Consider the following 24,320-nt stretch of genomic DNA (forward strand, 5'->3'; position numbering starts at 1 on the left):
GATACTCCACGATGACGCGGCGTCGCTCACTGCGGATTAAAGACCCGGGCGCCCCCCTGATGGCCCGTGCCCTTGGGTTCGGGCGGTGCTTGCCCGGCGTCGACCGCGGCCTGTTCCGCCGCCTTGACCGGGTCGGACGGCACCGAGTCGCCGCCCAGGACCTGCATGACAATGACCACCACCGCGACCAGGCCGATGACGCCCAGTACGCCGATGGTGATTTTCCGCTTCTTGGGGTCTTCGGGGAGCAGTTCCATGCTCGTGCGATTCCTCTTGCAACAACCGCCCCGGGGCGCGCGATCGCGCGTGGGGCGGGCGGGGCGGTGAGATCCGAGGTCAGTTGATGTACGGGAAGATCACGCAGTACTTCTCGTTGTTGAACGCGGGCACGCGGTCCGGACGCCGATTGGCCTCGGGGTGGCTGGTGCCGCCCGGAATGACGTCGAGGTAGGACGCGTGCCCGTCCATGAAGCCGAGGACCGACTTGTTGATGTCGCCGTAGCCGTTGCGCACCCGGTAGTTGTCGGAGGGAGCGTTCATGATGATGTCGGCCCACTCATCGTTCAGCCACACCATGCGCGAGGGCTGGAACGAGTCGGCGATCTTGAAGCGCTTGGCGCCGATGTCGAAGCGGCCGAGGAAGCTCTGGCCGGGGAACTGCAGGGTCACCTGATCCCACCACTTCGCCTGCCACTGGTAGGACGTGCCGACATCGTCGTAGCACGAAAGGAAGGGGTTGGCGTTGTTGTTCGGCCAGTTCTGCTGGTGTCCCTGCTGATCGCTGGGGTCACGCGTGACCGGGATCTGGAAGTTGAGCCGCGCGGTGTCGGTGGGAGACGCGCTCGTCGGATTCGGAATCGCCTCGCTGGTGAGGAACGGATTCAGCGGACGGTTGCCCGCATAGGGGTCGAACTGAGCGCCGTAGGTGCCGGCTCCCCAGCGGTACTGGGCGTTCTTGCCGAACGCGCTCCACGTGCACCAGCCGATGAGCCCGGTGGTCGGCGAGGAGGGACTGGGGGGCGAGGTGCGCCCGCCGGACCACAGCGGGGTGATGGGCAGGAAGCCCTTCTGCTCGGTCTGGTACGCCGCCCCGGCCTTGGCGATCTGCGCGACGTTGCTGAGCGACACCGTCTGACGGCCGGCCTTGCGGGCCTTGCCCAGCGCCGGCAGCAGGATCCCGATCAGCAGCGCGATGATCGCGATGACGACAAGGAGTTCAATCAGGGTGAAGCCGCGACGCGCGTTCGAACGACCCATAGCGTGTACCCCTTGAAAACCGACAGACGGCCTTGTCGCCGACCGCCCGAGCGGGACTCCCGGGGTGTGCCCGGTGTCGGCAACGTCAGGATGCAGTTAACCACACTACGAACAGACCGTCAACCGGGATGCACCAACTTCCCCGGCATCGACCGATATCGAGCGTCGCCGGGGCGTCGATGAGCCGAACCGCGTGGTTCGTCCTCGCCCAGCGAACTGCCGGCTTCTGGCAACTGGCGGCGCGTGCGGGCGTACGCTGATACCATGGGCCGCGTTTTCATCGCCGATCTGGCGGCGCGGACGACCGACCGAGTTCCGAACGACCTCGAATGCCCGACGAATCCGCTCATTCTCCCCGTCGCCCGGATCCCGGCGCCACCTCGCCCCTGGGACGCAGCGGCCCCGTGAGCGAGGCCGACGGGCGGAAGATGGGCTCGACCGGCCCGGCTGCCCCGACGCCCGAGGAAGTGCTCCAGGAAGTCGCCAAAAGCGGGACAAACGTCGACACGATCGTGGGGCGTCTGGTGATCGATCAGGGGTTTGCGACCCCCGAAGAGGTTCAGCACTGCCTGTCGATGGTGAAGCAGTTGACCGAGGATCCGAACCAGCGCTCGCTGGCGGACCTGTTGGTCGAGAACGAGTACGTGACGCGCCGGCAGATGGCGCGCCTGCGCGAGGTGGCGCAGGCGGAGCGCAGCGGGCAGAAGATCCCCGGGTACAAGGTGCTGGGAAAGCTCGGCGCGGGCGCGATGGCGACGGTGTTCAAGGCGAAGCAGCTGAGCCTGGACCGGATCGTCGCGATCAAGGTGCTGCCGCGGAAGTTCACGAGCAACCCGCAGTTCATCGAGCGGTTCTACGCCGAGGGGCGTGCGGCGGCCCAGCTGAACCACCCGAACATCGTGCAGGCGTACGACGTGGGGAAGGCGGGGGAGTACCACTACTTCGTGATGGAGTTCGTGGACGGGACGACGGTCTACGACGAGATCGCGAAGAGCAAGCGGTTCGCGGAGAAGGACGCTATCGACCTGACGCTGCAGGTGGCCGAGGCGCTGCACCACGCGCACCAGCGCGGGCTGATCCACCGGGACGTGAAGCCCAAGAACATCATGCTGACGAAGGGCGGGACGGCGAAGCTGGCGGACATGGGGCTGGCGCGGGCGATCTCGGACCGGGAGGCGGCGGAGGCCGAGCAGGGCAAGGCGTTCGGCACGCCGTACTACATCTCGCCGGAGCAGATCCGGGGCGAACTGAACATCGGCCCGCAGGCGGACGTGTACTCGCTGGGCGCGACGCTGTACCACATGGTGACGGGGCAGGTGCCCTTCGACGGGAAGAACCCCTCGAGCGTGATGCACAAGCACCTGAAGGCGGAGCTGGTGGCGCCGGACCACGTGAACCCGAAGCTGAGCAGCGGGATCTCGGAGGTCATCGAGATGATGATGGCCAAGGACGCGGCGTCGCGGTACCAGACGTGCGCGGACCTGATCGAGGACCTGCGCCTGGTGCGCGACGGGAAGGTGCCCCGCCTGGCGCACAAGGAGATCGGCGGGACGGACCTGAGCCAACTGGCGGCGGCGGAATCGTCGGTGCCGGCGGACTACGTGGAAGCCAAGCCGTCGGGCGCGATGGCGATCCGCAACTGGCTGTTCGTGCTGCTGTGCGTGCTGCTCGGGGTGAGCGTCATCGTGAACATCGTGCTGGTGGCGCGGTCCGGGGAGTAGAAATAGCCGGCGTGGACGGGCCGGAATGTGCTTGCTCTGGGGGGCAGGGTCCCGTAGCATTGGACGGGAATCACCCGGTATCGCCCGCAGCGTGCGGGCGGCGTGCGGGAGATCGTGGAGCGTGCATGCGTCCAGCAGTATTCCGGACATTCGTGCGCCGCGCGGGGCAGGGCCCCTCGACGTCCGCATGAGCACGCGCCCCGGCACAATGCAGCAGACCAGACAGGCGACGGCGAAGCGTCGCGCGGGGACCGCCGCGCGCCCGTCGACCAGGAGAGAACGCCGCTAATGGGTCGATTCAGCCGCGATCAGGGGCCGGTGCAGCGCATCCGCGTGAACCACATGATCCGCATCACGCCGGTGCGGGTGATCGGTCCGGACGAAGAGATGTTCGGCGTCATCGAGACGAGCGAGGCGTTGCGCCGCGCGAACGAGCTCGGGATGGACCTGGTCGAGATCTCGCCCGAGGCGCGCCCGCCCGTGTGCAAGATCATGGACTACGGGAAGTACAAGTACGAGCTCGGGCAGAAGCAGCGCAAGCAGCGGGCGGCGAGCAAGTCCAACGAGATGAAGGAGCTGCGCCTGGGGCGCAGCGTCAAGATCGACCCGCACGACATCAAGGTGCGCGTCGACCAGGCGCGCCGCTTCCTGATGGCCGGGCACAAGGTCATGTTCACCCAGCGCTTCAAGGGGCGCGAGATCGCCCACAAGGAGCTGGGGCTCGAGAACCTCGCCGACGTGCGCGACGCGCTCGCCGACATCAGCAAGGTCGAGCAGAGCCCGCGCTGGATGGGCAAGCAGGCGAGCATCATCCTCGCGCCCGACAAGGTCAAGGTCGAGGCGATCAAGCGCAAGCTCGAGAAGGAACGCGCCGAGAAGATCGCCGCCGGGCAGAAGGTGGAAGAGGAAAAGTCCATCGAGGAACTCGAGCAGGAACTCGCGTCCGAGCAGCACGACGACGGCGACGACGCCGAAGATTGATGCGGCGCGGGACGGCGTGCCGGACAGCGGTCAACGGGGGCGAACGAACAGGCGGCAATCGCCGCGGAAGGAACGTGTCATGTCCACTCGTGCGTGGGGTATGGGTCTGCCGCTGGTGATGGCCTCGATGCTGGTGCTCCCGGTGGGCTGCGAAGAGAAGGCGCCCCCGCCCGCAACGCCCGCCCAGACGCCCACCACCGGGGCGGCCGGCGCGGTCGACGGGCTCGTCGGGGCCGGCAAGGACGCGATGAAGCAGGGCGCCGACGCCGTGCAGAAGGGGGCGCAGGGCGCCGCCGACGCCGCGGCCCAGGCGCGGGCCGATCTGCTCGACGCCCTCAACCCCAAGCTGGACACGCTCGGGGCGCAGGTGAAGCGCATGAAGGAGCAGGCGGCGAAGCTGCCCGAGGCGACGCGGGCCGGAGCGATGACCGGGATCGAGTCGCTCGAGAAGCAGTACGACGCCCTCGCCGCCAAGGCCGCGTCGCTCAAGGACGCGTCCGGCGAGGCGTTCGACACGCTGGGCGCCGAAGTGCGTCAGGGCGTGGAGGCCCTGGGCACCGAGGTGCAGAAGCTCGCGGCCCAGTTCAACCTGTAAGCGGTGCGACCGTGGGCGACGCGGCGGCCGCGCGGGCGGGCGCCGGATGCACCCCGCCCGCGCGGTTCGAACGGATCTCGACAGCGGGAAAACACACACGCGGTGCGCGAGGGGCTCTGCGGAGCGCCGCGTGCACCGCGTGTGTCGTTGCGAGGCGTGTGCGCCGGGCCCACGAGCCCGGGGCGGGGTCGGTCAGTGCGAGCCGACCTTCGAGCCGGTGATCTGCATGCCGTAGAACGAGCGGTAGACGAAGAACGCCGAGATCGCCATGAAGACGGCGGCGAGGGTGTGGGTGAAGACGGTGCCCTGCGAGGCGGCGACGCTGATGGCGAGTTCGACGGCGAGCAGGCCGAAGAGCGTGCAGAACTTGATCACCGGGTTCATGGCGACCGAACTGGTGTCCTTGAAGGGATCGCCGACGGTGTCGCCGACGACGGTGGCGGCGTGGAGATCGCTGCCCTTGCCGCGCCCCGACTTCTTGTAGACGGGATCGGTCTCGACGATCTTCTTGGCGTTGTCCCACGCGCCGCCGGCGTTCGCCATGAAGATGGCCTGGAACAGCCCGAAGAGCGCGGTGGAGATGAGGAAGCCGATGAAGAAGTACGAGTCGTAGAAGGCGAAGGCGAGGGTTGCGAAGAAGATGCCCAGGAAGATGTTGAACATGCCGGCCTGGGCGTAACGCGTGCAGATGTCGACGACGCGCTTGCTGTCCTCGACGCTCGCCTTGGTCGAGCCCTCGAGCTTGATGTTCGCCTTGATGAACTCCACCGCGCGGTAGGCGCCGGTGGACACGGCCTGCGTGCTCGCGCCGGTGAACCAGTAGATGACCGCCCCGCCCGCGATCAGCCCGAGCAGGAAGGGCGGGTGCAGCAGGCCCATCTTGTCGAGGTTCTCCGTCAGGCCGTGCGTCAGGCCGATGATGAGCGCGAAGACCATGGTCGTCGCGCCCACGACGGCGGTGCCGATGAGCACGGGCTTGGCGGTCGCCTTGAAGGTGTTACCGGCGCCGTCGTTCTCTTCGAGGAACTCCTTGCCCTTCTCGAAGTCGGGGTCGAAGCCGAAGTCCTTCTTGACCTCGGCGTGGATGCCCGGGGTAGTCTCGATGGTCGAGAGTTCGAAGACGGACTGCGCGTTGTCGGTGACCGGGCCGTACGAGTCGACCGCGATGGTGACCGGGCCCATGCCCAGGAAGCCGAAGGCGACCAGGCCGAAGGCGAACACCGCCGGCGCGACCATGAGGTCGCCCAGGAACATGGGGGTTTCGGCGCCAGGTGGGGTGAAGCCCCACGTGGTGAGGTAGTAGGCGATGCCCATGAGGATCATGATGGCGATGCCGAGCCAGTAGGCGGAGAAGTTGCCGGCGACCAGGCCCGAAAGGATGTTGAGGCTGGCCCCGCCCTGCTCGCTGCTGGTCACGACTTCCTTGACGTGGCGCGAGTGAACGCTGGTGAACCACTTGACCATCTCGGGGATGAGCGCGCCCGCGAGCGTGCCGCACGTGATGATGGACGAGAGCTTCCACCACAGGCTGGTGTCGCCGTTGATGTCGGGGATGAGCAGGTAGCTGACGACGTACGTCAGGATGATCGAGACAAAGCTGGTGATGAAGACGAGGGTGGTGAGGGGCTGCTCGAAGTTCATCTTCGAGGCGCTGCCGAACTTGGCCTTTGCCCAGGCCTGGTTCACGAAGTACGACGCGGCCGAGGCGATCACCATGATGATGCGCATCATGAAGATCCAGACCAGCAGCTTGACCTGCACGCTGGCGGCGTCCATCTGGGCGGCGGCGAGCTGCTCGGCGGTGGCCGACGCGACCGTCACCCCGTCGGGCAGGTACAGCCCGGGGACGAGGGCGAGCATGATGAACGTGATGAGCGCGACGCCCGTGACGCCGTAGGTCTCGAACCCGTCGGCCGAGGGGCCGACGCTGTCGCCGGCGTTGTCGCCCACGCAGTCAGCGATGACGCCGGGGTTGCGGGCGTCGTCTTCCTTGATCTTGAAGACGATCTTCATGAGGTCGGAGCCGATGTCGGCGATCTTCGTGAAGATGCCGCCGGCGATGCGGAGGGCCGCGGCGCCGAGCGACTCGCCGATCGCGAACCCGATGAAGCACTTGCCCGCCAGTTCGCTCGGCAGGAAGAGCAGGATGATCAGCATGATGAGCAGCTCGACGCTGATGAGCGCCATGCCGATGCTCATGCCCGCCTTGAGCGGGATGTCGTAGCAGGGCCAGGGCTTCCCGCGCAGGGCGGCGAAGGCGGCGCGGCTGTTCGCGAAGGTGTTCACCCGGATGCCGAACCACGCCACCCCGTACGACCCCGCGATCCCGATGAGCGAGAAGAGCAGGATCACGCCCATGTCGAACGCCGACACGCCCACCAGCAGCAGGAAGTACGCCGTCATCGCCGCCGCGACGAACGCCCACAGGATCAGCAGGAACTTGCCCTGCCGCAGGAGGTACGCCTTGCACGTCTCGTAGATCAGCTCGCTGATCTCGAGCATGCTCTTGTGCACTTCCATCGCGCGGAGTTGCATGAAGATCATCAGCCCGAAGACCAGACCCAGCACGCTCACCGCGATCCCGCCCAGGAGCAGCGTGTGCCCGCTCATCCCGCCCAGGAACTCGGCCTTCACCGAGTCGTTCGTGAGGTCGGGAAGCACGATGTTCACCTCGCCGCCGGGCTTGTGCCCGCCGGTGGTCTCGGCGAACGCGGGCGACACGCCCAGGAGCACGGCGGCGAGCACGCCCAGCAGGCGCGCCACGATCGCGCCCGCGCGTGCCGGTGTCAGCGGGGGGGTGGAGCCGGATTGCATCAGGAAAACCTCCTCACGAGGGATCGGGAGCGGCTGGAGCGCAACATCACTGGCGCGGCGGGCAGCGGACAGCGGACACGGGGCCAACGCCCCGCGGCGTCAACGCTCGGGCTTCGCGGGCTTGGCGGGCAGCGGCGAATCGGTCTTCAGACGGCGGACCTGGCTCTTGCGCGCCGCGCGACGCCGGCGCTCGGAAGGCTTCTCGTAGAACTCCTTCCGCTTGATGTCCTTCGTCAGCCCTTCCTTCTCGCACAGCTTCTTGAAACGACGGAGAAGACCCTCCGTGCTCTCTCCACTGCGCGCTTTGACTCGAATCGCCATGTGCAACCTCGCCAGGGGCTTCGACAGCGAGTCCGCGACGGCCCACGCCGCCGGGAGTTCGAACCTCGCCATCTCTTGCCGGACACCCGACCCTTCCACGAACCCCGGGCCGGGCCCCAAGTAAAGCCTATCCGCCGCCCGGTATCAAGTGCCGCGCCGCTCGCCTGACGCCAACGCCCTCCCCGCCGGGTGTATCCTCCCGCCGGGTTCGGTCGTTGGTCAGGAGGGTTCTCGATGCGCGCGCGTGCCAGGTCGTCGTCGGTGCGGACGGTTGGATTGGGTCTGTTCGGGTCGGGCATTCGAGCGTTCGCCCGGCAGGCCGCGAACGGCGCGACGGCCCGTGCGATCGCGAGCCGGCTGGCCGCGACGGCCTGCGCAGTGAGCATCGTCGCTGGCGCGCTCGGCGGATGCAGCCCGGCGGTCAAGTCGCACGGCCAGTCAGGCCTCGAGGCCACCTACTCCGCCCGCACGCTCTCCGCCGTCCTCCCGGCGTCCGCCCGTATCCCGGCCGTCGTCGCCGCGGCGGAGGACACCGTGCGGGCCCGCGGGTACGCCGTCGTCCGGGCCGATGCCACCGAAGAACTCGGGACGCTCGTCGCCCGCCCGCCCCGCACGAGCGACTACCCCGTGCTCGAGCTGACCGCCGACCTCGTGCCCAATGGCACCCGCGTGCGGCTCGTCGTCAAGCCCTTCGGCGATCAGGAAATGTCGCGCTCGATCCTCGACGGCACGCTGCAACGGCTGGGGATGTAACAGGACGCGCGGGACGGTGTGCGACACGCCGCGCGTCGCGGGAGCGGCGCCACGGGCCACCGCGTTACATCGCCACAGCGCCACAGCGCCGCAGCGCCACAGCGCCGCAGCGCCACGTCGCCGCAGCGCCACAGCGCCACAGCGCCGCAGGGCGGGGGTTTGCGTCACGAAGCGACCGCCGCCGATGGTCGTGCCGGGCTCCTTTCGTGTTGCTGCGTTCGCCTTGCTGCGTTCGCGTTGCCGCGTTCACCAGGCTGCGTTCGCCTGGCTGCCTTTGCTTGGCTGCGTTCACCTCGGCGCTTCACGCATCGCTCTTCGCGGCGAAGCCGCGGGGGTAAGTAGCCGGGGGGTCGCCGCGCAGCGGCACCCCCGGAAAGCGGCACCCCCAGATACACACTCCCCTCCCATTCGCACCGCGCAGCGGTGCGGGTGGTCAATCCCACAGATATCGCGGGTCGTGCTCGACCCTGTACTTCGCCAGGCACGCGAGGACTTCCTGCTTGAAGTCGGTCCCCCGGTGGTGTTCCTCCTGCCGGTCGAGGTACGCCCGGACGGCGTCGATGGTGTCATGCCCGACGGAGAACGCGAAGTAGCCGTCCTGCCAGGCGAAGAGCGGGACCTGGTGTTTCATCCATGACGACGTGCCGCGCTTCGCGTGCAGCATGAGGTCCGCGATGCTGGTTGTTTTTCCCAGGCTGACGAGGAGGTGGACATGGTCGGCGACGCCGCCGGCGTGGAGAAGCGCGGAGTGCATGTCGCGGCAGATGCCGCCCATGTAGCGGAAGAGCTCGGGCCGCGGGTCGAGCGGGAGTGTTGGATCGCGGCCTTTGGTCGAAAACGTAACATGGACGAGGATGCTCGTGAGCGTGGTCGCCATGCGCGCCAGCGTACCGCACCGCTACGCGGTGCGTGCGGGTGGTAGGCACGGCGTCCGGGGGTGCCGTTTCGCGGCGACCCCCGGCTATTGACCCCCGCGGCTTCGCCGCAAGGGAAGGTCGGCGAGGGGCGGTGAGGCGAAGAGCGGCGAGGTAAAGGGCCGCGAGGCGAACCGCGGCGACGTGTACTGACGGTGTGCTCGGGGCACGGCGTCCGGGGGCGCTGCTCCGCAGCGACCCCCGGCTATGGACCCGAGCGGCTTCGCCGCAGCGCGAGGGTTTACCGCTTCTCGATCGGCGTGTACGCGACGTTGTGGGGGCCGGTGTAGTCGACGTCCGGGCGGTAGAGGCGGTTGCCGTTGAGCTGCTCGAGCGCGTGGGCCGACCAGCCACCGACGCGCCCGATGACGAACATCGGCGTGAACAGGTCCAGCGGCAGGCCGATGCAGTGGTACGTCGTGGCGCTGTAAAAATCGACGTTGGGGTAGATGCCCTTGGCGGCCTTCTCGCGGTTCATCACCGCTTCGATCGCCGTCGACTTCTCGTACAATTGGGTGTTGCCCGTGTCGTGCGCGAGCTGCTGCGCGAGCACCTTGAGGTGCGTGGCCCGCGGGTCGTACGCCTTGTACACGCGGTGCCCGAAGCCGGGGATCTTCTCTTTCTTGGCGAGCTTGTCCTGGATGAAGGCCTCGCACGCCGCCACGCTGGGGATCTGGTTCAGCATGCGCATGACGCCCTCGTTGGCCCCGCCGTGCAGGGGCCCGCGGAGGCTGCCGATGGCGCCGGTGATCGCCGAGTAGATGTCGCTCTCGGTGGAGATGATGACGCGCGCGGTGAAGGTCGAGTTGTTCAGGCCGTGGTCCGTGTGCAGCACGAGGCAGACGTCCAGCGCCTTGGTCATGGCGGCGGTGGGGCGCTTGCCGTTGAGCATGTACAGGAAGTTCTCGGAGAGCCCGAGCGAGGCGTCTGGGCGCACGAAGGGCTTGCCTTGGCGGTGCTGGTGGAAGTAGGCCAGCAGGGTGGGCGTCTGCGCGAGGATGGTGAGCGCCTTCTCGCGGAGCGACGGCACGTCGATCGCGTTGGGCTTGGCGTCGTGCAGCCCCAGGCTCGACACGAGCGTGCGGATGGCGTGCATCGGCTCGGCGGCCGGCGGGATGTTCTTGAGGAACGCCTCGACGCCCTGCGGAATCTCGTACCGGGCGCGGATGGCGCCGGTGAACTCGGCGAGCTCGCTCCGGGTCGGCAGGCGCCCGTTCCAGAGGAAGAACACGGTTTCTTCGAACGTGCTCTTCTCGGCCAGTTCGCCGATGGGGATGCCGATGTACTCGAGAACGCCCTTCTCGCCGTCGATGAACGACAGCTTCGTCTCCGCCGCGATCACGCCCTCAAGGCCCTTCGAGTACGTCGTCATGGAACCTCCTGCACCCCGCCGACGATCGCGCGGCCCGCCCGTGCTGTGCCCGCACGCCCCGCCCGGCATCGGCCAAGAACCGCAGTATAGAGCCGCCGACGCCACCCGCCCCGCGCGGCGCGCGCTCGAGTCCGTAGGATGCCCCCGCCGTCCTCCGCGAGGGATTCCCCTCGCCCGGGCATGGGCGATCAAGGAGCCACCGTGGCACGCACGCGCATCAAGATCTGCGGCATCCGCGATGAAGACGCCCTGTTCGCCGCGGCCGACAGCGGCGCCGACGCCGTCGGCTTCATGTTCGTCGCGTCCTCGCCCCGCTACATCGATCCCGACGCCGCGTCCGAGCTCATGGGGCTGCTCCCGCCGTTCGTCGCGGCGGTGGGGGTGATCGCCGACCCGCGCCCCGACGCCTTCGCCGAGCTCGAGCAGGCCTGCCCCACGCACCTCACGCAGTTGCACGGCAATGAGAACGAGAAGGTCGTGCGCGCGTGCGGCCCGGATGTCATCAAGGCCATCAGGTTCGACCCCGCGACCATCGGCGCCGACCTCGACCGCTGGGCGGCGTGCGACGACGTCGGCACGATCCTCGTCGACGGCTCCGCGGGCGGACAGGGCGAGGCCTTCGACTGGAACCTGCTCGCGCCGCTCGTCGAGGCATGCCCGAAGCCGATCATCATCGCCGGTGGACTCACGCCACAGAACGTTGGCGAGGCAATCCGCGCCGCACGCCCCTACGCCGTCGATGTTTCAAGCGGCGTGGAATCCTCGCGCGGCGTGAAGGACCCCGTATTGATAGAAGCCTTCTGCGAGGCCGTGCAACGCGCGGATGCGGCGGGTTGATCCGTGAGGCGATGTTGGTCGCGCCGGGCGGTGCTCATACATGCCGCCGACGCGCCTTAGTTCGTCGCCGCGCCGGGCGTGAACACGGTGAAGGCGCGGCCCCACACAAGATTGACCGCGAACGTGTAGTTGAGTTCGCTCTCGGCGTGCTGGAGGACGGCGGTGGTCTCGATTCGGAAGCCCTCGCCGGGCGTCCAGAAGGCCGTCACACCGCCCTGCGTGTAGTCGTCGAACTGGTACAGCGGGTCGCCCCGGGCGCCGGAGAAGTCGCTGCCGGAGAAGTGGCTGGCGAAGCCGCGCACCATGACGAACTCGGCGGGGCGCGTGTCGATGTGCGCGGAGACTTCCCAGCCCGAGCCGGTCTCCTCGGCGAGCGTGTCGTCGTGGCTGGCGAGGATCGCGCCGCCGACGCGGACGTCCTCGAGCCACTTCGGGCGGTCCTCGAAGATCGTCGAGCCCATGAGCCCGAACGACGCGCCGATCAGCCCGGCGACGCGGTTCTCGACGCGATCCGCCGAGTTCTGCTGGCCCCCGACGTGGTACCAGAGGAGCTGCGCGTCGGCGTGGAAGCCCGCGTAGCGGAGCTGCGAGGCGTTGCCGACCTCGAACTCCTCCGCGGTGAGTTCGTCCTCGCGGATGCGCCAGTTGATCCAGGTGTCGTTCTTCCAGTTCTCGAGGTCGACGCGCACCTGCAGCCCCTGCTCGGTCTCGCGGAAGACGTGCAGGTCGTCGAGGAGCGCGTCGTGGATGGGGTGCGTGGGCAGGATGGTGCCGCCGACGAGGAAGACGTTCTCGGTCGGCTCGTAGACGATGCGCAGCAGGGGCTCGGCGATGTCGAGTTCGTCCTCGTCGCCGAAGTTCTGGCCCAGCACGGCGCCGGCCTCGATCGTCACCCGCTCGCCCGCGCGGTAGCGCAGGCGCAGGGGCGCGAGAAACCCGAAGAACGTCTCGCCGTCGATGCCGGTGGACGTGTCGTAGCCCGTGAGTTCGAGGTTCTTGAGGAAGATCACCGACTCGAACACGACGTCGAGGTTGTCGACGCGCGTCTCGCCGGTGGGGTTCTCGGTGTTGCGCGGATGGGGCGTGCCGGTGGGATATCCCCAGTTGCGCCCGATGACCGTGCTGTCGGGGATGATCGAGAACTCCTGGGCGTGTGCCTGCGGGGCGATCCCCAGCATGAACACGCCCGCCGCCGCCGAAACCAATGCGCTTCGCATGACCCAGCCTCCTGAACGGGCACACGCCCGGGATGAGAAGGGGGCGAGTGTACCTCCCGTCGCGGGCGACGCGCGTCGTGCTCGTTCGGGCGTCATGAGCGCCGCTTCACGCGTGCGGCGCACCGGCGCAGCGGGCGACGACGTCGGCCTGCGACAGCCCGTCGACATCGATCACCACGTCGGCCAGCGCCAGGTACAGCGGGTCGCGCACCGCGAAGAGGGCGTCGATCTCGGCCAGCGTGCCCGCGCCGGTGAGCGACGGCCTGGCCGCGAGATCAGAGTCTCGCAGGCGTACCGCGAGTGTGTCGGGGCGGGCGCGGAGGTAGATCGTGCGGGCCCGGCGGGCGACGCGGGCGTCGGAGAGCAGGCGGGCGCTGGGGGCGTACGTCGGCGTGCCGCCGCCGAGCGCAACGACGTGCTGGTCGCCGGCCAGCACGACGCGGAGGGCGCCGGCCTCGGCCTCGCGGAAGCGGGCCTCGCCGAGCGTCGCGAGCGCTTCGCCCGCGCTGGGCAGGCCGGCCGCGCGAGCGGTGATGATGTCGAGATCGACGAAGGGGCGCAAGAGGGTTTCGGCGAGGGCGGGGCCCACGCTCGACTTGCCCGCGCCGCGCAGGCCGAGGAGCACGAGATTCACGCGGCCCGCCGCACGGTCAGGCGCGCGACTGGTACGCGCCGTCCGCCGTGGAGATGCGGAGCGTCTCGCCCTGGTTGATGAAGTCCGGCACGCGGGTCTTGAGGCCCGTTTCCATCGTGGCCTCCTTCATCACGCTCGTCACGGTCGCGTTCTTGACGCCCGGGTCGCAGTCCTTGACGACCAGCTCCACCGACGGGGGCAGTTCGATCAGGATCGGATTGCCGTCGTGCATGAGGACGATGGCCGAGGAGTTCGGGCGCATGTAGAGGAGCGCGTCGCCGAGGACCTCCTTCGAGATCGTCATCTGCTCGTAGTTCTCGGCGTCCATGAAGGTGGCGCCGGTGTTGTCGGAGTACAGGTACTCCATCGGGCGCCGGTCGAGGTCGATGACCTCCAGATCGTCGGAGGGCTTGAAGCGGCGCTCGAGGGTCTGGGCCTTGATGACGTCCTTGATCTTGAGCTGAATGAACGCGCGAAGGTTGCCCGGCGTGCGGTGCTCGATGCCCGTCACGACGAACAGTTTGCCGTCCAGCTTGATGCCCTGACCGGGGCGGAGGTTGGTCGCCTGCATCGGAGTCCTCGACTGTTTCCAGGCCGACGGAGCGAAGGCCGCGCAGACCGCGACGTGACCCGAGTGCTCGACCGGCGATGGGTGGGAGTGTAGGCCCGGCCGGAGCGGCGGGACGCGTGCCTCCGGGCGAAGCGCCGGGCAGAGGCTCCCTCCGTCCTCCCCGCGGGTACCCTCATCGGGAGGGTTCTTCCCAGGAGACAGATCGATGCACATCTCTCGCCGCCAGTTTGTCGCCCTGAGCGCCGCCACGGGCGTCGCGGTCATGGGAGGCCGGTTGCACGCACGCCCGCTCGCCGCCCGCCGGGCGGCCGAGTTCTTCGCCTGGCGTTCCGCGGGCACGCACGCGCTCGTCGCGCTCGGGCGTACGGGGGACGACCTGAGCCTGGTGGGCGGGAACAGCGTGGTGCTCACCATCAAGGGCGAGACGCTGCTCGTCGACACCAAGCAGGCGGTGATCGCCCCCGCGCTGCGGCGCGAGATGCAGCCCCGCGCGGGCACGCTCGTGCGCGTGCTGAACACGCATCACCACTTCGACCACGCCGGCGGGAACGGGTCGTTCCACGCCGACGCGCCGCTCATGGCGCACCCGAAGGCCGCGGAGCGCATCGGGGCATCGCGCGAGGCGTTCCTGGCGCAGCTCGATCAGAAGATCGGCGCGCTGGAGGTCAGCAAGGTCGAGGGCGCGCAGGCCGCCGCCGCCGACGCCAAGTCGTTCCGCGACAACCTCGCGAACCTCCCGGGCGACGCGCTCACGCCCAAGGAGCCCTGGACGCCGCAGACCAAGCTCGCCGTCGGCGGGACGCCGGTCACGCTGCTGCACTATGGCCCGGGGCACACCGACAACGACCTGGTCGTCCACGTGCCGTCGGAGAACCTGCTCGTCACCGGCGACCTGGTCTTCAACGGGCTGCACCCGTACTTCGACGTCGAGGGCGGCGCGACCATCACGGGCTGGCTGGGCGCGCTGAAGCGCATGCGCACGCTGTGCAACGACAAGACCGTCGTGGTGCCCGGGCACGGCGATGTCGGCGGCCCCGCCATCATCGACACGCAGATCGCGTACCTCAACGCCGTGCACCGCACGGTCGCCAAGGCCATCGCCGACGGCACGCCGCGCGAGGACGTCGTCAAGATGACCCTGCCCGACCGCGACGCCTATCTGCTGAAGTTCGCGCAGCCGTTCCTCTGGGGCGGGGTGTTCGACGAACTCAGCAGGGGCAAGAAGGACGACGCGCCCAAGGCTCCCGCGGGCACGCCCGCCGGCGCCTAGCACACACCGGAGACCATTCATGCTCTCACGAAGGACCTTTGTCGCCGGCGCCATCGGCGTGGGCGCCGGCGCCGCGTTCGCCCGCCAGCCGGGCGTCCCCATGACGCCGGTGCTCCCGCAGCGCCAGCCCGACAGGCCCACCGGCGGCGCATCGCCCGCCACGTTCTTCGAGTGGAAGCCCATCGCGCCGGCCGCGCGCGTCGCCATCGGCAGCGGCGGCAACTCCCTCGTCGTCCGGGGCGAGGGCGCCGGGCTGCTCATCGACTGCAAGAACGCGCCCTACGCCGAGACCCTGCGGCGCGAGGCCACCGACTTCGCCGGGCCCCTCGCGGGCGTCATCAACACGCACCACCACGCCGACCACACCGGCGGCAACCACGCCTTCACCGCCGACATCGAGACGATCGCGCACGAGAAGTGCACGCCGCGAGTCCTCGGGCAGCTCAACCGCTACATCTCGCAGCTGAAGGAAGTCGCCACGCAGCTCGAAGGACGCACCGGCCCCGCCGCCGACCGCCTGCGCGAGGAGGCCAAGGCGCTGTACCTGCGCGCCAACGACCTCAAGGCCGCCCAGTTCGCGCCGCGCACCGGCGTCGGCGACCGGCACACGCGCACCATCGCCGGCGTGACGGTGGAACTCGAGCACTTCGGCCCCGGGCACACCGACAACGACCTCGTCGTGCGGCTCCCCGCGCTCAACATCGTGCACACCGGCGACCTGCTCTTCTACCGGTCGCACCCGTTCATCGACCGCGCGTCGGGCGCCGGCGTCCGCTCGTGGATCGGCGTCATCGGCAAGATCGCCGAACGCTGCGACGACGCGACGGTGGTCGTGCCCGGGCACGGCGAGGTCACGAACAAGGCCGGCCTGCTCTCGCAGCGCGAGTACTTCGAAACGTTGATCGCGCACGTCGAGCGCCTCATCGCGCAGGGCAGGTCGCGCAAGGAGATCGGCGAATCCGACCCCGGCGCGTTCGCGGAGTACGCCAACGCGCGGTTCAGGCCGATGGCGCTGCAGGCGATCTACGACGAACTGCAGCCCGAGCCCGCCGCCCCGCCGAAGTAGTCGGTGAGGCTCGTCGCACGCGGCGACCGGCGCGGGCCTCGGCATCGGCCCCCGGTTCACGCCCCCGTTTACGCCGCCCGGTTCAGCCCTTCGCGCTCACGGTCACCTGCGTCGGCGCGCTCGCGGCGCCCTGCTTGGGCGCCTCGATGTGCAGGCGGCGCGTGCGGTGCGCCGACCAATCCGTAACGCGCCGGTCCGGCGACTCCGCGCCGTCGTGCACGCGCAGCACGTCGTACGTGTTGTTCCGCTGCGCGGGCACAAAGCCCGCCTCGCGGATCAGGCGGCACAGCACCGCCTCGTCCAGGCAGTACGTCGTCCCCGCGCTGCTCACCACGTTCTCTTCCATCATCACGCTGCCCATGTCGTTCGCGCCGTACCGCAGCGCCACCTGCCCCACGTGCGGGCCCATCGTTACCCACGACGCGCCGATCGAGTACACGTTGTCGAGGTACAGGCGGCTGAGCGCCTGCGTCCGCAGGTACTCGCTCGCCCCCGCCATCCGAACGCGTCGCCCGAACTCCGCCGCCTCCGGGCCCAGCGCGCGATAGTCCACGTCGGGCTCTGCGCCCCACGCGAACGCCCGCGCCACCACGTCGCCGGGGAACTCACGCTCGAACTCGCCCTCGCCCCGCCCCCAGTCGCGCACTCTGCCCAGCGGCGTGTTCTCCCGCTGGAAGGGCCACGAGATGAACGCCGTGTAGTGCCCGACCCCGCCCCGCGCTCCGCCGGCCTCGCGCAGCGCCCGGTCCTGCCACGCCCGCACCAGGTGCATGTGGTGCACGCGGTCGGCGTGCCCCTCGATGTGCCCGAACATCATCGTCGCGCTCGTGAACATCCCCAGCGTGTGCGCCACGTACATCACCGTCAGCCAGCTCTCCGCGTCGCACTTGCCCAGCCCGATCTTCCGACGCACCGGGTCCGCGAAGATCTCGCCCCCGCCCCCCGGCAGGCTGTCCAGCCCCGCGTCGCGCAGGCGCGTCAGCACCCAGCGCACCTTCGCCTCGAACGTCTCGCCCGGCGGGTTGAAGAAGTGCACGAACTCGACCATCTCGGGCGGGCTGAACGCGTGCACATGGATCCTCGGAAACCTCGCCTTGATCGCGCGCAGCAGGTCGAGGTACCACTCCAGCGGCAGGCGGTCGTTCATCCCGCCCTGCATCAGAATCTGCGTGCCGCCGATCCGCTCCAGTTCCGCGATCTTCCCGAGGATCGCATCGGCCGTCAACGTGTACGCGTCGGCGTCGTCGTGGTCGCGCCGGAACGCACAGAACGTGCACTTCGCCGTGCACACGTTCGTGTAGTTGATGTTGCGGTCGATAACATACGTCCGCACCGTCTCGCCGTGCACCACGCGGCATCTTGCGTCCGCCAGCCGCCCCAGCTCCGCCAGCGGCGTGCGAGTCAGCATCTCCACGCCCTGCGCGGGCGTCAGCCGGGCCGCCCCTTCCACCACCGCGCTCAAAAAGCCCTCGTCGCGCACGTCGGCGTTCGGGCTCTCGGGGGGCGGGGTGTAGACGGGCATCGGGCTCTCCCAACCCGGCCCGGAGGCCGGTTTTCAATACCTACTGAAACCTTCGAAGGATATCATTCTTCCGTCGCCGATTCCACTTGTCCGCCCAAGCGCCCATTGCCCCGAGGCGATCCGCCGTCCACAATCCGCCCGGATGCGACCCGACCAGGCCTTTGCCGCAGCGCTCGAGCACGCGAACGCCGGGCGCGTGGAGCAGGCGGAGCGTCTGCTGCGCTCCATCCTCCAGAAGTCCCCGGCCGAGCCGAACGCGAACACGCTGCTCGCGATGATCCACGGCTCGCGCGGCGAGGACGAGCGGGCGCTCTTCTACATCAGCCGCGCCGCCGCCGCCAGCCCCGATCCCGACACGCTGTTCATGCACGGGAACGTGCTGTACCTGCTGCGCCGGCACGCCGAGGCCGCCGCCGTGCTCGGACGCGCGCTCGACCAGGCCCCCGCGCACGCGCAGGCCCTCGACGTGTACTGCAAATGCCGGATGACGATCGGCGAGTCCGACGCGGCCGCCGCGGCCTTCGAGCGTGCCATCGCCGTCGAGCCCCACACCCCCGCGCTCTACTCATCGCTCGCGTGGACGTTGTGCGAGGTCGCCCGCCCCGACGACGCCGCGGCGGTGCTGCACCGCGGGCTGCGCGCCTGCCCGAACAACCGCGACCTGGTGATGTTCGCCGCGTGCTATCTCAACTTCGTCGAGACCGATCCGAACATGCACCGCGAGCTGCACCGTCGCCTCGCGTCGTTCGATGCGCCCGCCGGTGCCGGGCCGCGCGTGCCGGTCGACAACCCCGACCCGCAGCGTGCGCTGCGCGTGGCGATCCTGTCGTCAGACCTGCGCGACCACGTGTGCGGCACCTTCCTGAGGCCGCTCGTCGCGCACGCGTCGGGCGCGGGCATCGAGCTATACCTGTACGCCGTGGTCGACCAGCCCGACGCCTGGAGCGCGTGGTTCCGCGAGCGGGCCGCCTGGCGCGACGTGGGGGCCTTGGACGCCGCCGCCCTGCGTGCGCAGTGCGCGCACGACCGCATCGACGTGCTGGTCGAGTGCAACGGTTGGACGACAGGCATGCGCCTGGCGCACCTCGCGGCGGGAGCGGCGCCGGTGCAGGCGACGTACCTGGGCTACCCGAACACCACCGGCATGCCCGGGATCGGCTGGCGCCTCGTCGATGCGGCGACCGACCCGCCGGGTGCCGAGGCGCACTGCACCGAGCGCCTCGCGCGCCTCGACGGGTGCTTTCTGTGCTACATGCCCCACGAGGGCGACCCCGCGCCCGCCGACCGCGCGCCGTGCGAGGCCAGCGGGAGCGTCACGTTCGGGTCGTTCAACCGGGCGGCGAAGATCAGCGCCCGCACCGTGGCCCTGTGGTCGCGCATCCTGGCCCGCGTGCCGGGGTCGCGCCTCATGCTCAAGAGCCGCGTGCAGTCCGAGGCGCTCAACCGCGACATCGCCCGGCGAATCGCGTCGGACGGCGTTGATCCCGGGCGCATCGTCTTCTCGCCCTACGCCGCCGCGCACGCCGACCACATGGCGCTGTACCGCGATCTCGACGTCGCGCTCGATTGCGTGCCCTACAACGGCACGACGACCACCTGCGAGGCGCTCGCCATGGGCGTGCCGGTCATCACGCTCGCGGGAAGCGTGCACCGTGCGCGCGTCGGCGCCTCGCTGCTCTCCGCCGCGGGGATGCCCGACCTCGTGGCCGCGGACGACGACGCGTACGTCGACCTCGCGGCCTCGCTGGGCACAGATCGCGCCCGCCTCGCCCAGACCCGCGCGCGCCTGCGAGCCGGGCTGCCCGGCTCGACGCTGCTCGACGCCGCCGGGTATGCCCGGCGGTTCGAGGCCGCGATGCGCGGCATGTGGCGCGACGCGTGCGCCCAGCGCTGAGGACGCCGGTCTCACGCCCGCGGGTGGTGTTTCGCGTGCACGCTCTTCAGCCGCGAGCGGTCGACGTGCGTGTAGATCTGCGTGGTGCCGATGTCGGCGTGCCCGAGCAGTTCCTGCACGACGCGCAGGTCCGCCCCGCCGATGAGCAGGTGCGTCGCGAAACTGTGGCGCAGCGTGTGGGGGTGGACGTCGCGCAGCCCCGCCCGCACCGCGGCACGCCGCACGATCTGCCAGACCGCGACGCGTTCCAGGGGTCGCCCGGTCGCCGAGAGCAGGAGACGCCCGCGATCGCGCCCGTCGGGGCGAAGCAGTCGCGGGCGGCAGTCGCGTCGGTACGCGTCGATCGCGTCGCGTGCCGGCTGGCCGAAGGGCACCAGGCGCTGCTTGTTGCCCTTGCCCGTCACGCGCAGCACGCCGAGCGTGTCGAGCACGTCGGCGTCCATCGCGCCGGCCGCTTCGCTGGCGCGCAGCCCGCTGCTGTACAAGAGTTCGAGCAGCACGCGGTCGCGCTGCCAGAGGGCCGGGGCGTCGTCGTCGTCGTCTCCGGGCGCGCACGCGTGGAGGAGCTTGCGGACCTGCGCGGGCGAGAGCACATCGGGCAGGCGCTTCCAGCGGTGGGGGCGCTCGAGGGGCTCGGTGGGGTCGCGGTCCAGGGCGCCGGTCGCGACGCACCAGCGGAAGAAGACGCGGATGGACGCCAGGTGGCGCGTGACGGAGGCGCCCCCCATGAGCCGCCGGGTCTTGAGGCCCGCGAGGTGCTGCGCGACCGCGCGGGGCGTCGCGGCGTCCAGCGAGGTGCCCCCGTGGGCACCGAGGTCGCCCAGGAGCAGCAGCACGTCCCACCCGTACGCGGCGAGCGAGTTGGGGAGCAGCCCGCACTCCACGCGGAGGTAGGCCAGGAAGCGGTCGCGGACCTTCCGCAGGGCGGGCGGGAGGTCCTCGGGCCGCGGCGAGGGGACGTCGTGATGTCTGGCGATGCGCGCGCCCATGCGAGCGGGAGTATCGGGCCGGGGCGGCCCGCGCAACGAAAAACGCCCCGGCGCGGGCCGGGGCGTGCGAGGTCAGGTGATGTCGTCGTCAGGCTTAGCCGAGCAGCGAGAGGGCCGACTGGGGCTGCTGATTCGCCAGGGCCAGGACGTTCGTCGAGGCGTTGACGAGGATCTGCGAGCGGGTCAGCTGGGCGGTCTCGGTGGCGAAGTCGCTGTCGCGGACGACGCTCTGGGCGGCGGCGGTGTTCTCGACCGCGATGCCCAGGCTGCGGATGGTCGCACCGACGGTGTTCTTCTGGAAGGCGCCCAGGCGGCCTCGCAGGCCCGAGGTCTGCTTGATCGCCTCGGACACGATCTTCTGGGCGTTGCCGAGGTCGGCCCCGTCAACCACGTTGTTGGTCTTGCCCGAGCCGAGGCTGTCGAGGTAGCCCAGGGACGAGTTGCCCAGCTTGCGGGCCGCCACGTCCTGGATGCCGATCGAGACCTTGCCGGCGATGTCCACGCGACCCGCGAGCTGGAAGTCGGCGCCGCCGCCGGTGATCGAGAACGCCGGGTTGCTGCCCGAGCCGACGTTGCCCAGCGCCTGCGACTTGGCGGTGCTGAGCGAGACCTCGACGTCGAGGAAGTCGCTGTTGACGCGGAGGACCTTGCCGTTCGAGACCGCCGCGAGCCCGTTCACCGTGGCGCGGACGTTCTGACCGACGTCGCGCACCGCGTTGGTGGCGTTGGAGAAGGTCGAGGCGATCGTCGTGTTGTTCGAGTTGAAGGCGGCGGACTGGCGGTTGTAGATGCCGCGCACCGGGGTGCTGGCGTCGCCGTTGCTCGTGCTGTTGATGCCGGCCGCGTTCACGACCTTCACCGACACGAACTCCGACGAGCCGAAGTCCTCGCTGCGGATCAGGATGCCCGTGCCCGACACCACCGCCTCGACGCCCGTGACGTCGGAGAACGAGTTGATCGCGTCGGTGATCTTGGCGAGCGTGGTGCCCGAGGAGAACGACAGCTCACGCGAGCCCTTGCTGCCCGCGATCTCCAGCACGAGCGCCGAGTTCGTGTTCAGGTTGACGTTCGACCCGCCCGCCGACAGGAACAGACCGGCCTGCTGGGCCGACGTCGTCACCTGGATGTCGACGTTCAGCGACGCGCCGGAGAACTTCGCCGCGTTCACGCGGTAGTCCGAGACGCCCGTCGCCACGCCCGAGACGCGGAAGTCGAAGTTGCCGTTCAGGAGCTTGATGCCCTGGAAGTTCGTCGAGGCGGCGACGCGGTCGATCGTCTGGAGGATCGAGTCGATCTGCAGCTGGTTCGCCTGCTTCTCTTCGAGCGAGAGACCGGCCTTGGACGCCGTGCTCGTCAGCAGGCCCTGCAGTTCGGTCAGCAGACCCGACACTTCCTGCAGGCCACCCTCGGCGATGTTCGCGACCTGGTCGGCGCGATCCGCGTTCGAGATCGCCTGGTTCAGCGCCTTCTGCTCCGAGCGAAGGTTCTCGCTGGCGATCAGCCCGGCGGGATCGTCCTTGCCGCGGTTGATCTTGAGACCCGTGCTCAGGCGCTCGAGGGCGACACCCAGGCTCTGGTTGTTCTGCCCGAGGACGCGCTGCGCGATCAGAGACTGGACATTCGTGTTGATGCGACCCATCGTGAACCTCCGTGCTGCTCGCGAGCCTCCCCTTGCGGCGGAGGGCTCCGTGACCCGTTGAGGCTCCGTACGCCGGCCTCATCGGCGGAGCCCGTGGCCGACGAGGCCCAGGGCTCGCGGAGGTCGGGTTCCGTCCCGCCCCCATTCCCGCCTGCCGGAACAAGCCCGGCAGGACCGGATTCGCATCGGGTACGCGGAAGCACCAGTTGAGCCGGACATGATCAGATTCCGCCACGAATCTTCGGCCGCACGCCTCGGTCGGGGGAAGTACGGGTCCCAAAATGACGCCGCCGCCGGGCTCACGGGAGCCCGGCGGGCGGTACGGTCGTCAAAGCTCGGGGATGCTCTAGCCGAGCAGCTGCAGCACCTGCTGGCTCTGCTGGTTCGCGAGCGTGAGCACCGACGTGCCCGCGCTCGAGAGGATCTGGGCCCTGGTCAGGCGGCTGGTCTCTTCCGCGAAATCCGCGTCGCGCAGGACCGAGTTGCTCGCCGTGAGGTTCTCGAACTGTGACTGCAGCGATCGCGTGTTGGTGTCGAGCACGTTCCGCTCGAACGCGCCCAGGCGCCCGCGCAGCACCGTGACCTCGTCGATCGCGGCGCCGAGGATGTCGCTCGCCGTCTTGAAGTTCCCCCGCTGCACCGACGCGGCGACGCTGTTCGCCTGCCCGTCCTTGAGCGAGCTGAGGTACTCCACCGTCCCGTTGACCAGCGTGGCGCCGAGCTTCGAAGCGGCGACCGACTGGATGCCCACGTTCGACTGCTGCAACGCCGTCACGTCCGGCCCGAGCTGGTACAGCGCGCCCCCGCCGGTGATGGTGAAGGTCGTGGGGGTGCCCGAGGGCGTGGTGGCGACCGCCGCCTTGAGCGTGAGGTCCAGCCCCAGGCTCGCCGAGTTGACCTTGATGCGCAGCCCGTTGCCCGTCGCGAGGTTCCCGTTGACGAGCGCCGCGACATCGCGCCCCTGGTCGCGGTCGGCGGTGGTGATGGTGCCGGCGCCGATGAGCGACGACCAGCCGAAGGGCGTGTTGGCCTCCACCGGCAGGTCGTCCTGGAACCGGTACGTCTGCCACGAGTTGCCCGTCGCCGGCGCGCCCAGGCGCTTCACCGAGACGAACGAGTTCGACCCGTAGTCGGTCGAGGTGAAGACGATGCCCGAGTTCGCGTCGTTGTTGATGAGCGAGGCGCGCACGCCCGTCAGCGAGGTCACGTTGTTCACGCCCTGCACGATCTTGCTCAGGGGCTGGCCCGACTGGATCGTGAGCGTCTCGACCCCGAACGGGCCGGCGACCTCCAGGGTGAGGGCCGACAGCGTCAGCCCGGGCGGGGTGGTCGAGCCGTTGTAGTACAGCCCGCCGGTCTGCGCGGAGGCGACGACATCGACCTCGACCTGCAGGCTCGCGGCGTTCAGGAAGCTCGCGGTGTTGACCTGCACCTTGGTGATCGCCGCCGCGTCCACCCCCGAGAGGGTGTAGTCGAGCGTGCCGTTGAGCAGCTTGAGCCCGCCGAAGGTCGCGGTGTTGGAGATGCGGGTGATCGAGTCGATCGCCGAGTCGATCTGGAGCTGGTTCGCGTCGCGCTCCGCCTGCGATGAGGCGCCGGTGTTCGCGGACTGGACGATGAGCGACCGGATGGAGTTCAGCAGGTCGTTGATCTAGGCGAGGGCGCCCTCGGTGGTCGAGATCATGGCGCTGGCCCGCGAGGAGTTCTTGATCCCCTGGTCCACGCCCTGCAGGTCCGAGCGGATCCGCTCGGAGATGATGAGCCCGGCCGGGTCGTCCTTGCCCCGGTTGATGCGAAGCCCCGTCGACAGTCGTTCCAGGCGGAGGTTCAGCTCCGACGTGGTCCGTCCCAGGTTCGCCTGGGCGATGACGCTCGGGACGTTCGTGTTGATTCTGGCCATGGCAATCCTCCGTGATTGAGGCTCAGCGCTTCCGTGCGTAAGGCAGGGCGGTC

Annotated in this window: 21 protein-coding genes and 1 pseudogene; 8 read left to right on the plus strand and 14 right to left on the minus strand. The window is 69.4% G+C overall.

The features are described from left to right. Positions 1-26 precede the first annotated feature (26 nt). Positions 27-257, minus strand: coding sequence for a hypothetical protein (locus SFY69_00180; protein ID MDX2130453.1), 231 nt, complete (start codon positions 255-257; stop codon positions 27-29). Positions 258-336: 79 nt separating this feature from the next. Further along, the gene (locus SFY69_00185) at positions 337-1,257 is read right to left on the minus strand and encodes a prepilin-type N-terminal cleavage/methylation domain-containing protein (protein MDX2130454.1); all 921 of its coding nucleotides are present in this window, start codon (positions 1,255-1,257) and stop codon (positions 337-339) included. A 329-nt stretch (positions 1,258-1,586) separates the two neighbouring features. On the opposite strand from SFY69_00185, the gene SFY69_00190 reads away from it, so the two are divergent. The 3 genes from SFY69_00190 to SFY69_00200 all read left to right on the plus strand — a co-directional run bounded on the left by SFY69_00190 (position 1,587) and on the right by SFY69_00200 (position 4,554). Next, the gene (locus SFY69_00190) at positions 1,587-2,978 is read left to right on the plus strand and encodes a serine/threonine-protein kinase (protein ID MDX2130455.1); all 1,392 of its coding nucleotides are present in this window, start codon (positions 1,587-1,589) and stop codon (positions 2,976-2,978) included. Positions 2,979-3,266: 288 nt separating this feature from the next. Continuing rightward, positions 3,267-3,959 carry a translation initiation factor IF-3 gene (gene infC, locus SFY69_00195; GenBank protein ID MDX2130456.1) on the plus strand — a complete coding sequence of 231 codons (693 nt, stop codon included), beginning with the start codon at positions 3,267-3,269 and terminating at the stop codon, positions 3,957-3,959. 79 nt (positions 3,960-4,038) lie between these two features. Then, positions 4,039-4,554, plus strand: coding sequence for a hypothetical protein (locus tag SFY69_00200; GenBank protein MDX2130457.1), 516 nt, complete (start codon positions 4,039-4,041; stop codon positions 4,552-4,554). Positions 4,555-4,746: 192 nt separating this feature from the next. Here SFY69_00200 and SFY69_00205 read toward each other — a convergent pair whose 3' ends face one another. After that, positions 4,747-7,368, minus strand: a complete 2,622-nt coding sequence (locus SFY69_00205; GenBank protein ID MDX2130458.1) for a sodium-translocating pyrophosphatase — start codon at positions 7,366-7,368, stop codon at positions 4,747-4,749. 99 nt (positions 7,369-7,467) lie between these two features. Further along, the gene (gene rpsU, locus SFY69_00210; protein MDX2130459.1) at positions 7,468-7,689 is read right to left on the minus strand and encodes a 30S ribosomal protein S21; all 222 of its coding nucleotides are present in this window, start codon (positions 7,687-7,689) and stop codon (positions 7,468-7,470) included. A gap of 234 nt (positions 7,690-7,923) precedes the next feature. Between rpsU and SFY69_00215 the strand changes: the two genes are divergently transcribed. After that, entirely contained in the window at positions 7,924-8,442 is a 519-nt protein-coding gene (locus SFY69_00215; protein ID MDX2130460.1) for a hypothetical protein, read from the plus strand. A gap of 433 nt (positions 8,443-8,875) precedes the next feature. Here the strand turns inward: SFY69_00215 and tnpA are convergent, their stop codons facing one another. Then, entirely contained in the window at positions 8,876-9,319 is a 444-nt protein-coding gene (gene tnpA / locus SFY69_00220; GenBank protein ID MDX2130461.1) for an IS200/IS605 family transposase, read from the minus strand. A gap of 278 nt (positions 9,320-9,597) precedes the next feature. Beyond that, on the minus strand, positions 9,598-10,728 hold the full coding sequence (locus tag SFY69_00225; protein MDX2130462.1) for a citrate/2-methylcitrate synthase: 1,131 nt from the start codon (positions 10,726-10,728) through the stop codon (positions 9,598-9,600). A gap of 201 nt (positions 10,729-10,929) precedes the next feature. On the opposite strand from SFY69_00225, the gene SFY69_00230 reads away from it, so the two are divergent. After that, positions 10,930-11,565 carry a phosphoribosylanthranilate isomerase gene (locus SFY69_00230; GenBank protein ID MDX2130463.1) on the plus strand — a complete coding sequence of 212 codons (636 nt, stop codon included), beginning with the start codon at positions 10,930-10,932 and terminating at the stop codon, positions 11,563-11,565. A 56-nt stretch (positions 11,566-11,621) separates the two neighbouring features. On the opposite strand, the gene SFY69_00235 is transcribed toward SFY69_00230, so the two are convergent. From SFY69_00235 to efp, 3 genes are all read right to left on the minus strand, one after another. Then, on the minus strand, positions 11,622-12,782 hold the full coding sequence (locus SFY69_00235; GenBank protein ID MDX2130464.1) for a hypothetical protein: 1,161 nt from the start codon (positions 12,780-12,782) through the stop codon (positions 11,622-11,624). 106 nt (positions 12,783-12,888) lie between these two features. Beyond that, positions 12,889-13,416, minus strand: a complete 528-nt coding sequence (locus SFY69_00240) for a shikimate kinase (protein MDX2130465.1) — start codon at positions 13,414-13,416, stop codon at positions 12,889-12,891. A 16-nt stretch (positions 13,417-13,432) separates the two neighbouring features. Beyond that, a complete protein-coding gene (gene efp / locus SFY69_00245) occupies positions 13,433-13,987 on the minus strand; it encodes an elongation factor P (protein MDX2130466.1) in 555 nt (184 codons plus the stop codon). A gap of 205 nt (positions 13,988-14,192) precedes the next feature. On the opposite strand from efp, the gene SFY69_00250 reads away from it, so the two are divergent. Continuing rightward, complete coding sequence (locus tag SFY69_00250) at positions 14,193-15,257, plus strand: MBL fold metallo-hydrolase (GenBank protein ID MDX2130467.1); 1,065 nt, start codon at positions 14,193-14,195, stop codon at positions 15,255-15,257. Positions 15,258-15,276: 19 nt separating this feature from the next. After that, positions 15,277-16,323, plus strand: a complete 1,047-nt coding sequence (locus SFY69_00255) for an MBL fold metallo-hydrolase (GenBank protein MDX2130468.1) — start codon at positions 15,277-15,279, stop codon at positions 16,321-16,323. Positions 16,324-16,405: 82 nt separating this feature from the next. Here SFY69_00255 and SFY69_00260 read toward each other — a convergent pair whose 3' ends face one another. After that, positions 16,406-17,845 (minus strand): radical SAM protein, encoded by a 1,440-nt coding sequence (locus tag SFY69_00260; GenBank protein ID MDX2130469.1) that lies wholly within the window; start codon positions 17,843-17,845, stop codon positions 16,406-16,408. Between the two features lie 142 nt (positions 17,846-17,987). Between SFY69_00260 and SFY69_00265 the strand changes: the two genes are divergently transcribed. Next, positions 17,988-19,739, plus strand: a complete 1,752-nt coding sequence (locus SFY69_00265; GenBank protein MDX2130470.1) for a tetratricopeptide repeat protein — start codon at positions 17,988-17,990, stop codon at positions 19,737-19,739. Between the two features lie 11 nt (positions 19,740-19,750). On the opposite strand, the gene SFY69_00270 is transcribed toward SFY69_00265, so the two are convergent. The 4 genes and pseudogenes from SFY69_00270 to SFY69_00285 form a co-directional block, all read right to left on the minus strand. After that, complete coding sequence (locus SFY69_00270) at positions 19,751-20,728, minus strand: tyrosine recombinase (protein ID MDX2130471.1); 978 nt, start codon at positions 20,726-20,728, stop codon at positions 19,751-19,753. A 94-nt stretch (positions 20,729-20,822) separates the two neighbouring features. Beyond that, on the minus strand, positions 20,823-22,367 hold the full coding sequence (locus SFY69_00275) for a flagellin (GenBank protein MDX2130472.1): 1,545 nt from the start codon (positions 22,365-22,367) through the stop codon (positions 20,823-20,825). A gap of 346 nt (positions 22,368-22,713) precedes the next feature. Next, positions 22,714-23,823, minus strand: a complete 1,110-nt coding sequence (locus tag SFY69_00280; GenBank protein ID MDX2130473.1) for a flagellin — start codon at positions 23,821-23,823, stop codon at positions 22,714-22,716. An 81-nt stretch (positions 23,824-23,904) separates the two neighbouring features. Beyond that, a pseudogene (locus SFY69_00285) lies at positions 23,905-24,267 on the minus strand (flagellin). Between the last annotated feature and the right edge of the window lie 53 nt (positions 24,268-24,320).

This window comes from Planctomycetota bacterium (assembly GCA_033763975.1).
Classification (GTDB): domain Bacteria; phylum Planctomycetota; class Phycisphaerae; order Phycisphaerales; family UBA1924; genus RI-211.